General features: G+C 53.5%; 11 protein-coding genes. 2 read left to right on the top strand and 9 right to left on the bottom strand.

Going from position 1 to position 12,712, the window contains the following annotated elements; all coding sequences use genetic code 11:
• Positions 1 to 52: 52 nt before the first annotated feature.
• Together J7I43_RS00695 and J7I43_RS00690 are read left to right on the top strand one after the other, a co-directional pair.
• The gene (locus J7I43_RS00695) at positions 53 to 997 is read left to right on the top strand and encodes a class I SAM-dependent methyltransferase (protein WP_209142220.1); all 945 of its coding nucleotides are present in this window, start codon (positions 53 to 55) and stop codon (positions 995 to 997) included.
• A gap of 9 nt (positions 998 to 1,006) precedes the next feature.
• On the top strand, positions 1,007 to 2,395 hold the full coding sequence (locus tag J7I43_RS00690; protein ID WP_209142218.1) for a sodium:solute symporter family protein: 1,389 nt from the start codon (positions 1,007 to 1,009) through the stop codon (positions 2,393 to 2,395).
• Here J7I43_RS00690 and J7I43_RS00685 read toward each other — a convergent pair.
• From J7I43_RS00685 to J7I43_RS00645, 9 genes are all read right to left on the bottom strand, one after another.
• Positions 2,379 to 4,154: a YfbK domain-containing protein gene (locus J7I43_RS00685; protein ID WP_209142215.1), complete on the bottom strand. Its 1,776-nt coding sequence runs from the start codon at positions 4,152 to 4,154 to the stop codon at positions 2,379 to 2,381. The genes J7I43_RS00690 and J7I43_RS00685 overlap by 17 nt on opposite strands.
• A 70-nt stretch (positions 4,155 to 4,224) precedes the next feature.
• A complete protein-coding gene (gene hpt / locus J7I43_RS00680) occupies positions 4,225 to 4,767 on the bottom strand; it encodes a hypoxanthine phosphoribosyltransferase (RefSeq protein WP_209142213.1) in 543 nt (180 codons plus the stop codon).
• 4 nt (positions 4,768 to 4,771) lie between these two features.
• Entirely contained in the window at positions 4,772 to 6,139 is a 1,368-nt protein-coding gene (locus J7I43_RS00675; protein ID WP_209142211.1) for a glucosaminidase domain-containing protein, read from the bottom strand.
• A gap of 36 nt (positions 6,140 to 6,175) precedes the next feature.
• Positions 6,176 to 6,817, bottom strand: coding sequence for an O-methyltransferase (locus J7I43_RS00670; protein ID WP_209142209.1), 642 nt, complete (start codon positions 6,815 to 6,817; stop codon positions 6,176 to 6,178).
• A gap of 220 nt (positions 6,818 to 7,037) precedes the next feature.
• A complete protein-coding gene (locus J7I43_RS00665) occupies positions 7,038 to 7,736 on the bottom strand; it encodes an LOG family protein (RefSeq protein WP_209142207.1) in 699 nt (232 codons plus the stop codon).
• Positions 7,737 to 7,771: 35 nt separating this feature from the next.
• Positions 7,772 to 9,277 carry a sodium:solute symporter gene (locus J7I43_RS00660; protein ID WP_209142205.1) on the bottom strand — a complete coding sequence of 502 codons (1,506 nt, stop codon included), beginning with the start codon at positions 9,275 to 9,277 and terminating at the stop codon, positions 7,772 to 7,774.
• Between the two features lie 253 nt (positions 9,278 to 9,530).
• Complete coding sequence (locus tag J7I43_RS00655) at positions 9,531 to 10,112, bottom strand: hypothetical protein (protein WP_209142203.1); 582 nt, start codon at positions 10,110 to 10,112, stop codon at positions 9,531 to 9,533.
• Between the two features lie 86 nt (positions 10,113 to 10,198).
• Positions 10,199 to 11,605: an FAD-binding oxidoreductase gene (locus tag J7I43_RS00650; RefSeq protein ID WP_209142201.1), complete on the bottom strand. Its 1,407-nt coding sequence runs from the start codon at positions 11,603 to 11,605 to the stop codon at positions 10,199 to 10,201.
• Between the two features lie 84 nt (positions 11,606 to 11,689).
• Complete coding sequence (locus J7I43_RS00645) at positions 11,690 to 12,709, bottom strand: PorP/SprF family type IX secretion system membrane protein (protein ID WP_209142199.1); 1,020 nt, start codon at positions 12,707 to 12,709, stop codon at positions 11,690 to 11,692.
• Positions 12,710 to 12,712 lie beyond the last annotated feature (3 nt).

The raw sequence follows: 12,712 nt of genomic DNA, 5'->3' as shown, positions 1-12,712 counted from the left end.
GGATTTTTTTTGCGGCTGGCATAAGCGCGCGAAAAACCGCATATTTGCACCTATGTCAGACAAGTTCACGATGTTTGAGAACAGGCTCATGAAAGTGGAGAAACATCTCCGCAAAACCGCCAGGCGGCAGGGCATTACCTGCTTCCGGCTGTACGACCGCGACCTGCCCGAGTTTCCACTCATCATCGAGCTGTACGAAGACAAAGTGTACGTGGCCGAATACCAGAGCGACCATAAACTGGACGACGACGCATACGACGCCTGGCTGGAAGAAAGCCAGCAGGTGATCGCCAAAGTGCTGAACGTGCCGCGGGGCGACCTTTACCTGCGCACCCGCCAGCGCAAACAGAACCGGCAAAGCCAGTACGAAAAGCTCGATTTTTCCAAAGAAGAGTTGATCGTGCAGGAAGACGGGCTGAAGTTCAAAGTAAATCTCAGCGATTACCTGGACAGCGGCCTTTTCCTCGACCATCGTATTACCCGCCACATGGTGCGTGAGGAAGCGAAAGACAAAAAAGTGCTCAACCTTTTCTGTTACACCGGCTCGTTTTCCGTGTATGCGGCCGCGGGAGGCGCGGCTTCCGTTACATCCATCGATCTTTCAAAAACCTATCTCGCCTGGGCCGAAGAGAACATGCGGCTGAACGGGTTGCTGGACCCGGACAAACATCAATACATCCATGCAGACGTGCTGCAGCATCTTGACGAACTGAAAACGAACACCTACGACCTGGTGGTGCTGGACCCTCCCACGTTTTCGAACAGCAAACGCATGAAAGATTTCCTGGACATCCAGCGCGATCATGTGGAGCTGGTGAACAAAGTGCTGATGACCATGAAAAAAGACGGCGTGTTGTATTTCAGCAACAACCTGCGCAGGTTCGAGCTGGACGAGCCGGCCATCCATGCTTCTTCCATCAAAAACATCACCGCGCAAACCGTGCCGTTCGACTTCCAGGGCAAACTGCTCAGGCACTGTTTCCGGATCATCAAATAAAAACGACCGATGCTCACCGCGTTCGTACTGGTTTATCTCCTTATTACCATACTCATCGGCCGCTGGGCCGCCCGCCGTGTGAAAAGCGCGGGAGACTTCATTGTAGCGGGGCGCAGCCTTCCCCTCGGCATCAGCACCTGTGTGATCTTCGCCACCTGGTTCGGCTCGGAAACCATGCTCGGCGCCACCAGCGAATTTGCGCAGCACGGGCTGATCGGCGTGATGGAAGACCCTTTCGGCGCATCGTTGTGCCTGTTGCTGGTGGGATTATTCTATGCGCGTAAGCTCTACCGCACCAACCTGCTCACCTTTTGCGACTATTTCCGGGAACGTTTCGGCAGAAAGGCGGAAGTAGTGTCCGCCCTGCTCATGATCCCCTCCTATTTCGGCTGGATCGCCGCGCAGATCGTGGCCATGGGCATCGTGATCAATACCGTGATGGGCGTGCCGCACGGCACCGCCATGATCGCCAGCGGGCTGATCGTAATGGCCTACACGTACATGGGCGGCATGTGGTCCGTATCCGTCACGGATTTTATACAAACTATCATGATCATCATCGGCATCGCGATCATCGCGTTTATCGTGGTGCAAAAGGCCGGCGGCATACAAACGGTGATAGACCGCGCGCCCGCGGGCACTTTCCGCTTTTTGCCGGACCGTGACTGGAACAGCTGGCTGCATTACCTGGCCGCATGGTTCACCATCGGGCTGGGCTCCATTCCGCAGCAGGACGTATTCCAGCGGCTCATGAGCAGCAAAAGCGAAAAGGTGGCGCAATATTCTTCTTATTTCGGCGCACTGATGTACCTGGTGATCGGTTCCGTTCCTTTGCTGATCGTGCTTTGCGCGCAACAGCTTTACCCGGAGCTGGCGGCCATGGGCACGGAAGAAATTTTGCCGAACATGGTGCTGCGGCATGGCAATCTTTTTATACAGGTATTGTTTTTCGGCGCGCTGCTTTCAGCGGTAATGAGCACCACCAGCGGCGCGATACTGGCTCCCGCAACGGTGCTCGGCGAAAACATCATCCGCCCGTTCTTCAAAAATATTACGGACCGGCAGTTCCTGCGCGTGATCCGCCTGTCTGTAGTAATCGTGTCTGCCATCTCCATGGGCATGGCTTTTAGCGGGCAGAACATTTACGAGCTGGTGGCATCATCCTCCGTGCTCAGCCTGGTATCGCTGTTTGTGCCGCTTACGGCGGGTTTGTACTGGAAACGTTCGAACGAGGCGGGCGCCATCCTGGCGATCGTCCTGGGCACGCTGGGGTATATTTACAGTGAAGCGATGAGTACCGAAACGCCTTCGTTGTTCGTGGGATTGCTGAGCAGTATTGCGGGAATGCTCATCGGTACTTTCGGTTGGAAACGCATGCAGGTCACTTCAGCCATGTAGTGTTTTTCCTTACCAGTTTGATGAGCTTGAGAAATTCCGCCCGGTAGCCGCCCTTGTCCGGCCCGAGCGAGCGTTTGGCGATATTGGAAACCATATTGATAGTGCCTTCTCCTTTATACCCTGATTTTTTCACCAGCATGCCAAAAAGCGCCACGGAAGCGGCAAAACGAAAATCGTCCGGGGCGGCGGCGAATATTTCGAGCGGTTCGCCGATTGCTTTGGTGAGCGTGCGCAGGGTCGTGTCCTGCTCGGTGCGGTAACTGATGCGCGTGGTGGCTAAAAGTCCTTCCCCATCCGGTTCTTCAGGCACGATCTCGTACAGCGCCACTACACAATTGCCCGAGCCCACGATGCCGCCCACGATCTTTTCGCCGTTGGAATTATCTTCTTTCAGCACTTTGTTTTCATAACCGATCAGGCGGTAAGCCTTTACGCGTTTGGGGTTGAAGGTGATCTCCGCCCGTACGTCGCGCGCTACGGTGAACAGCGTGCTGCCAAATTCGCGGGCGAACACTTTGTTGGCTTCCTCCATATCGTCTATATACGCGAAATTGCCGTTCCCTTTGCTGGAAAGGGTTTCCAGCTTGCTATCCTTATAATCCTTCATCCCGAAACCCAGGCAGGTGAGCAAAACGCCGCTTTCTTTTTTCTGGAGAATCAGGTCTTCCATATCCTGGTCGCTGGTTTGCCCCACGTTGAAATCGCCGTCTGTGGCCATTATCACGCGGTTGTTGCCGTTGGGGATGAAATTTTCTTCCGCGATCTGGTAGGCCATTTTGATGGCAGCTTCCCCGGCGGTAGCGCCGCCCGCGCTGAGATAGTCGATGGCGTTGAGGATCTTTTCTTTTTCATTCCCCGGCGTGCAGGGCAGCACCAGGCCGGGCGCGCCGGCATACGCCACGATGGCCACGCGGTCTCTCGGGCGAAGATTGTTCACCAGCACGCGGAAAGCCGCCTGCAGCAGGGGCAGTTTGTTGGCCGTGCCCATGGAACCGGAAATATCGATCAGGAATACGAGGTTGCTGGCGGGAAGACTGTCCGTCTCTATCTGTTTCGCCCGCACTGCGATCTCCAGCAAGTTGTGTTTGGGCGTCCAGGGGCAGTCGGTGTAGTGGGAATAAAGCACGAATGTGCTGTCGCCTTTCGGCGCGGGATAGCTGTAATGGAAATAATTCACCAGCTCTTCGATGCGCACGGCGTCTACGGGGATGTGCTCGCGCAGTTTTACGAAACGCCGCATGTTGCTGTACGCCGCGCGGTCTACATCCAAAGCAAAAGAGGAATGATCGTTTTTAACGGCGTCCACAAATTTATTTTCAAACAGTTTGCCGTACGTTTCATCGAAAAAGGCCGCCACGCCCATGCCTACATTTCCGTAATTGGGGTTTGAGCTATGGGCAAACCTCGCCCTGGCCTTCGCTTTGGCAATGTCCGCATCGTTACCTGGATTTTTCGCCGTGGGGCTCAGCTCGATGAGCATGCGATCATAATGGTTGAGGGGCACCGTTTTGGTGGCATAACCGGGGTGTTCAAAAACAAGAAGCGTGCTGCCCGCAGGAACGTCTATACGAAATAGTCCATACTGATTTGTCTTCGCCGTTACCGTATCGCTCTCAATACTCACGCGCACCCCCTGGATGGGGCTCTGGCTTACGCTGTCCAGCACCGCGCCGGACACTACTCCCCTGGCATGTTGTTGTTGCGCCTCCGCCATCATGCTCCCGCATAGCCAACAAAGCAGCATGAGGAGCTTATGCATAATGATTAAATTATATACAATATCCTAAAATTAGGAAAATATTTAATCAGTTGGTGCGTCCGGCTAAAATTTAGTCTGCCAGCTGGTATATTTCCGGCAGGTTGCGGCCCAGGCCGTCGTAATCGAGGCCGTAGCCCAGCAGGAATTTGTCCGGCACGGAAAAACCGAGATAGTCGATCTTGACGGGGTGGGTAGTGGCCTCGGGTTTATGCAGCAGCGAAACGACCATCATCTTCTTCGGCTGCTGATGCTCCAGTTGCGGCAGGAACTGGCTGAGGGTTTTGCCCGTGTCTACGATATCTTCCACGATCACCACGGTGCGGCCGAACAGGTCTTCTTCCAGCCCGATGGCGGTGATCACGTTGCCGGTGCTTTTGGTGCCTTTGTAAGACGCGAGTTTGATGAACGATATTTCCGCCTCGATGTCCAGGTATTTAAAGATATCGGCGGCGAACATGAACGAACCGTTGAGGATGCCGATGAACAGCGGCCGTTCGCCGCGCAGGTCGTGACTGAGCTGCTGCGCCATTTCTTTCACGCGCGCCTGCAATTCGGCTTCGCCGATGAAGGGGATGAAGTTTTTGTCGTGTACCTGTATCATCGTTTTTTGCATTGAATTATTTGCGCACCAGGAGCTGCTGCCCGATCCTGATGCCGTTGTCCTGCAGGTTGTTCCATTGCTGCAGCTGCGCCACGGTAATGTTGTACCTGCGTGAAATGCTGTACAGCGTTTCTTTTTCCGTTACGGTATGGTATTGCGAGCCGGCGGGCGTTACGGTGCCTACTTTTTTCAGGTCTTCCACCATTTCGGGCGGAATGCCCCCGGATGGTTTTTCCGTACCGCGCGGTGCAGTGTTTGCGGGAACTGCGGGAGCGGCAGGCTCTGCGGCGGCCGCGGTGGCTTTCGCGATCTCTTCCTTGATGTCTTTGATGATCTTTTTCGGCTCCAGGTCTTTATGTTCGTCTACTTTCGCTACGGAATTGCTGCCCAGGCGCGGTTTGGAAGATGCGTACCCGTCCAGCGCCACTCTTTCGCCGGCGGCGGGTTGGTCGCCTTCTTCGAGTTTATTGCGTTTGCGGAGCCAGCGCATCTGCACGCCTTCAGCCTGCGCAATGTCGTGCAGCGTTTCGCCGGGAGCTACGATGTGATAATCGTTCTGGCCGCGTTTGCTTTTGCTTTGCAGGAAGATCAGCATGTCTTTTTCAAGTAGCGGAACGTCTTTCGCAAGGTCGTTGTATTTAAGCAGCGAGCTGAGGCGGATGTCGTACTGACTGGCGAGCTGGATCAGCGCCGTTCCTTCCCTAACAAATATTACTTTGCGATTGTTGATGCGGAACTCGGTGTTCACCGGGTATTTTTTGGCAGCGGGCGCCGGTGTGATCACGGCGGTGTTGCCCGCCGGCCTTACCGGTTCGTATGAGCCGGGGTCGCCCGCCAGCGATGGGCTTGCGGGGATCGGCTGTTTGCCCATCGCGATGGTGTTGTATTGCGCGAGCTGGTAAGTTTCGATGATGTTGATGAGCCGTTGCGGGTAATTCCTGTCTGTGGCGTAACCCGCTGTTTTCAGGCCGTAAGCCCAGGCTTTATAATCTTCCGGGTTGAGGTCGAACAGGAATTTGTAACGGGGATTGTTGCGCAGGAACTCGGAATGGTCTTTATAGGATTCCAGCGGGGAATTGTATTTGCGGAAACATTCCTGGCGCTCGTCGTCGTCGTAGTTCACGCTTTGACCGGCCCAGTTGTTCTTACATTTGATGCCAAAGTGATTGTTGCTGTTGAGCACCAGCCAGCCGTTGCCGGACTGGGTTTCGAGAATGCCCTGCGCGAGCTTGATGGCGGCAGGCACGCCTGAGCGGCGCATCTCTTCCATGGCGATGTTTTTGTACGTATCGATGTACTGTGTGGTGCTCATGCTCTGAGCGGCTGCACTTACAACAACGCATACCAGCAAACAGATGGCCAGGCAGTATGACTTTACTTGCATGTATATGTCGAATTTAATGGGTCTTGTTCTTCGGGCTTACTTCTTGCGGATCAGCAGCACACCGTCCCGCAGGGTAAGCAGCAGTGTTTCGGCGCGACCGTCTGCCACCGCTTTTTCGCAAAAGCCGATCATGGCTTTGGCGTTGTTGCTTTGTTCTTCTTCCGCCAGCACTACTTCGCCGTGATACAGCACATTGTCTGCCAGCATAAATCCTCCCGGCCTCAGCTTCTCCCACACCAGGTCGTAATACCCGTTGTAACCTGCTTTGTCCGCATCGATAAACACGAGGTCGAACGTTTCGTTCAGCTGCGGGATGATCTCCGCCGCTCTGCCGGTATGCTGCGTAATGCGCGCGCTGAAACCGGCTTCGGCGATATAACGGCTGCTCATTTCTTCCAGCTCTTCGTTGATGTCTATCGTATGCAGATGCCCGTCTTCAGCAAGGCCCTGCGCAAGGCAGATCGCGGAATAACCGGTATAAGTGCCGATCTCCAGGATGCGCCGCGGGCGCAGCATCTGGCTTACCATCGTTAAAAAACGGCCCTGTACGTGGCCGCTCAGCATGTGCGGCTGGTCTGCCTTCAGGTAAGTTTCACGGTGCAAACGATACAGCAGCTCCGGTTCCGGAGCAGTATACTTCTCTGCAAACGCCTGAATATCCCGTGATATTACCTCCATTCCTTTTTTTTTGCAAACCTAAGCAATTATCAGTCAGCCTCAAACAAATCGAGCCTGATAGTACTATCAGGCTCTTTACCCCATGTTAACCATTAAAAGACACAACTATTGACCATATAACATCTTATAATGGTCCGCTATAGGCTGTGACTTTATAAATGTATTTAATTTTTTTACACTGGATAAATATCATCCATACGTATATGTTAATGGAATAATACTAAAAGTTGGGGCGGAGTTTATTGGTGGTATAAAACACCCGGAAATATTCCACCACTTCGTCTGCCGTATCAAATACCTTCAGCAGGTCGAGGTCTTCGGGGTGAATGTTGCTTTCTTTTTTCATCATCACCTCGTCTATCCAGCTCAGCAAACCGCTCCAGTATTGTCTGCCGACCAATACCAGCGGCGTTTCCGTCATTTTTTTCGTCTGGATGAGGGTGGCTACTTCGAAAAATTCGTCCATCGTGCCGAAACCGCCGGGCATCATCACAAAGCCCTGCGAATATTTTGCGAACATCACTTTGCGCACGAAAAAATAATCGAAGTGGAGATTTTTGTCGTTGTCCAGGAAAGGATTGGCGTATTGTTCATGCGGCAATTGGATATTGAGCCCCACGCTTTTGCCTTTTGCTTTCTGCGCGCCTCTGTTGGCCGCTTCCATAATGCCGGGGCCTCCACCGGAAATGATGCCGAAACCGTCCTGCGCAAGCCGGCACGCAATATCGCAGGCCAGTTCGTAATAAGGATTGCCTTCGCGCGTACGGGCCGAGCCGAACACCGAAATACAGGGGCCGATCTTTGCCAGCGCTTCGAACCCTTCCACAAATTCCGCCATGATCTTGAATATCTGCCAGCTTGAGTGGGCTTTGGTTTCCGTCCAGTCCCGCATCTGCAGGTTCTTTAACATATCATTCATCTGCTGTTCAGTTTTGTTTTACAATCTACACAATTTTACTGCAACGGCTGTAAGGCTGCTTTGTTTTTGGAGAACAACCACAGACCGATATACGTAAACAGGCCGTTCACGATCAGCAATTCATTGCCGAATTTATAACCGCCCAGCCACTCCGTCGAATATTTTGACAGGATAAAACAAAGGACGGGCGATATCACGCATACGATCACCGAGCCGTAATCCACGATGGGCCGTTTGTTCAGGATACCGAAGGCAAACAGCCCCAGCATTGGCCCGTACGTGATGGTTGCGAGAAACAGCACCGTGTCTATCACCGCGCTTTCGTTGAATGCTTTGAATAAAAGGATCGTGAGCAGCAAGGCGATCGCGCAGCAAACATGTATGATGTTCCGGAGGCGTTTCTTCTGCGTGTCCATGCCTTCGGTGGGTTGACCGAGAATATCGATGTAAAAAGAAGTCGTAAGTGTGGTGAGCACGCTGTCTGCACTGGAAAACGTTGCCGCCGTAAGCCCCACGATAAAAATAATGCTGGCGAAAGTACCGAGCTGCGTAAGCGCCAGCAGGGGGAACACCTGGTCGGTGAGTTTCCTGCCATCGGCGCCCAGCGGGACCTGCAGGGCGTTTGCGCTCATGTATTCATACAGCAGCACGCCGAGGCTGAGGAAAAAAACGTTCACCACCAGCTGCATGATGCTAAAGGAATAAATATTTTTCTGCGCCTCGCCCAGCGAACGGCAGCTCAGGTTCTTCTGCATCATGTTCTGGTCCAGGCCCGTCATGGTAACGGCTATCATCATGCCGCCGAAAAATTCCTTCGGGAAAAAGTTGGATGCTTTCCAGTCCCAGAAAAATGTTTTTGATCTCGGGTTGCTCGCCACGTTGCTGATAAGGTCGCCCACGTTCCAGTTGAGGTCGGAACAGATCACCACGATGGTGAGCACTACCGCCAGCAATAAAAACGTGGATTGCATCGCGTCTGTCCACACCAGCGTTTTAATGCCGCCGCGGTAGGTATACACCAGCATCAGCGCGATCATGATGGAAACGGACAATGCAAAAGGAACGTTGTAATAATCGAACACGAACAATTGCAGCACGCCCGCCACGAGAAACAAACGCGCCGCCGCGCCCACGAGCCGCGACAAAATAAAGAACACCGCGCCGGTTTTTTGCGTGATGGGGCCGAAACGCTGTTGCAGGTACGTGTAGATGGACGTGAGATTGCGGTTGTAATACAAAGGCAGCAGCACCGCCGCAATGATCACATACCCGAGAATATAACCGAGAATGGTTTGCAGGTAAGAAAACGAACTAACCTCTACTTTTCCCGGCACGGAAATAAACGTAACGCCGGAGAGTGAATCGCTGATCATACCGATGGCCACGAGATACCACACGGAATTTTTATTGCCGATGAAATACGATTGTGCATCCGCCTTTCGCGTGGTCAGGTAAGAGATAAGCAATAAGAGGAAAAAGTAGCTGGCGATAAAAACGATAAATATCCCAGGCGACATGAACTGGTTCTGGTCAGGTGCCATGTACAGATTTTGACGTAAACATTAGAATAAAACTAAAAATAGGGATTTCAGGCTAGAAAAAGCACAAAAAAGGCAGCTGGAAAGCCGTCTTTACGGCGTGAAACGTATTTAGAGAATTTTAAAAAGTCGCGGGTACGTTGCGCGCGGGGCCGAACGAAAGGGCCTACGTCTGTTTGACGCAGCATAGCAGTATGTGTAAATAATTGTTTAGTTATTATATACAAGCAGCCTGGAAAAGAGGAGGTTGAAAAGATCAGAACCCGAGGTTGACGCCCGCGGAGAGTACGGGGCGGTTGCGGTAGGGAGAGCGGTCGTCCTGCAATACATCGTACAGGATCATGATCACGAAAGCGGAGTTGCCCATGCCGATGGGTTGCGCGTAACCGCCGCCTAGCAGCAGGCTGGGCGCGCCATAGCGGCTTTTGGTGGTGGTCACCGGGTCTGCCGTATAATCCCTGAATTTTTCGCCGATGCTGTTGTATTCGGGCTGTGCCTGGAGGAATAATTGCTGGATGGGATAAAATCTTCCCCAAAGCCCGCCGCCGAACATGGTGTAATTATAACGGGCATAAATTTCGCCGCTGTTATAGTCCCTCAGTTTTTCCCAGGACAGCTGTGCGTTCAGCGCAACGCCGCCCGCGAACATGGGAGAAAAACGATAACCGACGATCGGCGAGATGTTCACCAGCGCATAATCGCCAAACGCCATACCAAAGCTGCCGCCCACCATCAACCGGCTGGGATCGAAGCCGCGCGCGGTATCTGTTTTATAGGATTGCGCGGATGCGGCATTCGCGCATATCATCAGGATAACGGCCAGGTATATACGTTTCATGATCATTTTTTATTACCCGCTAAATTATTTGTTTTTCGCCGGTCTGCCATACGCATTAACGTTTCTTTATGCGATTATCTTACCGGTCAGTCGAATATTTTTCCCGCATTGAGAATATTGTTCGGGTCAAACACCTGTTTGATCTGTTTCATGAGCAGCAGCTGCTGCCGGCTGAATATGATCTCCATATAGTCCTTCTGCACCAGCCCTATGCCGTGCTCGCCGGAAATAGTGCCTCCCAGTCTTTTCACCAGCTCGAAGATCTCGCGGATGCCGTCTTTCAGCGTGCCGTTCCAGGCTTCGTCGCTCATATCCCCTTTGATGATGTTCACATGCAGGTTGCCGTCGCCGGCATGCCCGTAACAAACGGACGTAAAACCATACCGCTTGCCGATGGCCTTTACGCCGTTGAGCAGCAAAGGCAGTTCCGCGCGCGGCACCACCGTATCTTCTTCTTTATAAATGGAGTTGCTTTTTACGGCCTCGGCCACCCTGCGACGCAGTTTCCACAGCTCTTCCTTTTGCTGGTGACTGTCTGCAAAAAGAATTTCCCCGCAGCCAAATTCCATCACAACCGCCGCAATGGCTTCCATTTCCTGGAACAGCATATCCTGGTGGTTGCCGTCCACTTCGATCAGCAGGTGCGCCTGCACTTCGTCGTCGATCTTCACCATGCTGCTGTCTACAAACTGCGTCACCCACAACAGCGCGTCCCTTTCCATAAATTCCAGCGCGGAAGGCGTGTACCCCGCGCGGAAAATGGCGCTCACCGCCGCGCAGGCGTATTCGGCGGAATTAAACGGCACCAGCATCAGCAGGTCGTGTTTTGGCATGGGAATGAGCCTTAAAACGATCTTCGTAACGATGCCCAGCGTGCCTTCGCTGCCTACTACCAGCTGCGTGAGATTGTAGCCGGTCGCGTTTTTCAGCACATTGGCCCCCGTCCAGATCACGTCGCCGTTGGGCAGCACCAGTTCGAGGTTCAGCACGTAATCCTTTACCACGCCGTATTTCACGGCCTTGGGCCCTCCGGAGTTCTCGGCAATGTTGCCGCCGATAAAACAGGTGCCGCGGCTGCTCGGGTCGGGCGGGTAAAACAATCCTTTTTCGCGCACCGCTTCCTGCAATACCTGCGTGATCACGCCTGGCTCGGTGGTTACCTGCAAATTGCGTTCGTCTATCTCAATGATCTTATTCAGCCTCTCGGTGGAAAGCAATACGCCGCCATGCTGCGCCAGCGCGCCGCCGCTCAGCCCCGTGCCGCCGCCCCTGGGCGTTACGGGCAGCAAAGCTTCGTTGCACAGTTGCATGATACGGCTCACTTCATCGGTAGTGGCGGGTTTTACGACCACCTCCGGCGGAAAACGCAGATCTTCCGTTTCGTCGTGCGCGTATATTTCGATGTTCTCTTCGTCGGTAAAAACAAACGCATCCCCTACAATGGCCTTCAGCGCGGCGATGTGAGCGGGCGTTACTTTGGCGAATATGCTCATGCAGCAAAAATAGTTATCAATTTCGAATAACTATCAAGACAAAGTGCGGCGCCGGGGCCGTTATTGCGTAAAAGAAAATAAAGGTTAAAAAGACGGGCAGAGCGACAGCCGGCGGGCATTGGAAAAGCTCCTGTTGGGGTACAGGCCGATGTAAACGAGGCTCAGCTCGTACGCGCCCTGGCGGCTGTTGGCAGCTGCCAGCGTGCTGGAGGTAACGTCGTAGTTGAACATCAGCCTGAAATTGGCCACCTGGTATCCCACGAGGAAGGCGTACGCGTCCTCAAAGCGGTAATACAGGCCGCCGAACAGCTGCTGGTGGCCGTCGCCGGAGAGGTTGTAGGCGGCGTAAGCGCCGGCCATGATCTCGCTGGATTTCGCCTGGCTGGAATAATACGCCCCGGGGTTGAGGATCACCTTGTCGTTCAGTTTGAGGCTGGCGTTGAGGAAACCGATGTAACGGCGGTCGATCTTGTTGTCTCCGTCATAAAAGGTTTCTTTCGGCGTGTTGATGTGATGCACGGAAAAACCGCCGTTGATGTAAATATTGTCGGTCGGGAAATATGCGTAATTCATGCCCACCTGCATGTCGAAATACCCGACGGACGCGGCGGTGAAAGGTTCGCCCGAAAACATCTGCGAATCGAAGAACTGGCCGTTCCACTGGCTGCCGAAGGTCAGTTTGGTGAGGTCTACCCTTTTGTCTGCGTACCCCACGTTAAAACCCGCGCTCAGCAGGCTGCTCTGCCCCATCAGCTGGTGATAGGCCACGGAGCCGTATGCCTTGGTGGAAGTGAGGTTGCCGCTGCCGGCCACATCCCGCAGGATCATGCCGCCCACGCCTACCCAGCCATAGGTAAGCTGGTCGCGGAACAGCTGGAAGTCGCCGAAGGCGGACATTGTTTTATACGGAACGGGAATGGTGGCCCACTGGTTGCGGTAATTGATGCCGAGGCGGTAGTTGCCGTCGGGGATAAACCCGGTATTGGCGGGATTGGTGGAAAGCGGCGAGTTGAAGAATTGCGAAAAATGCAGGTCTTGCGCGGAAGCCGGCAAAGCGCCCGCGAGGCAATAAACCAGGATAATATGGTAAACATGCTTTCTCATAAC

The organism is Chitinophaga chungangae, from assembly GCF_017742215.1.
GTDB classification, from domain to species: Bacteria; Bacteroidota; Bacteroidia; order Chitinophagales; family Chitinophagaceae; genus Chitinophaga; species Chitinophaga chungangae.
Note: the sequence above shows the minus strand (reverse complement) of the source record. Positions and strands in the feature narration are given on the sequence as shown.

Coding starts and splice junctions, on each gene's coding strand:
- J7I43_RS00695 (WP_209142220.1), top strand. CDS start 53: ATGTCAGACAAGTTCACGATGTTTGAGAACAGGCTCATGAAAGTGGAG.
- J7I43_RS00690 (WP_209142218.1), top strand. CDS start 1,007: ATGCTCACCGCGTTCGTACTGGTTTATCTCCTTATTACCATACTCATC.
- J7I43_RS00685 (WP_209142215.1), bottom strand. CDS start 4,154: ATGCATAAGCTCCTCATGCTGCTTTGTTGGCTATGCGGGAGCATGATG.
- hpt (WP_209142213.1), bottom strand. CDS start 4,767: ATGCAAAAAACGATGATACAGGTACACGACAAAAACTTCATCCCCTTC.
- J7I43_RS00675 (WP_209142211.1), bottom strand. CDS start 6,139: ATGCAAGTAAAGTCATACTGCCTGGCCATCTGTTTGCTGGTATGCGTT.
- J7I43_RS00670 (WP_209142209.1), bottom strand. CDS start 6,817: ATGGAGGTAATATCACGGGATATTCAGGCGTTTGCAGAGAAGTATACT.
- J7I43_RS00665 (WP_209142207.1), bottom strand. CDS start 7,736: ATGAATGATATGTTAAAGAACCTGCAGATGCGGGACTGGACGGAAACC.
- J7I43_RS00660 (WP_209142205.1), bottom strand. CDS start 9,277: ATGGCACCTGACCAGAACCAGTTCATGTCGCCTGGGATATTTATCGTT.
- J7I43_RS00655 (WP_209142203.1), bottom strand. CDS start 10,112: ATGAAACGTATATACCTGGCCGTTATCCTGATGATATGCGCGAATGCC.
- J7I43_RS00650 (WP_209142201.1), bottom strand. CDS start 11,605: ATGAGCATATTCGCCAAAGTAACGCCCGCTCACATCGCCGCGCTGAAG.
- J7I43_RS00645 (WP_209142199.1), bottom strand. CDS start 12,709: ATGAGAAAGCATGTTTACCATATTATCCTGGTTTATTGCCTCGCGGGC.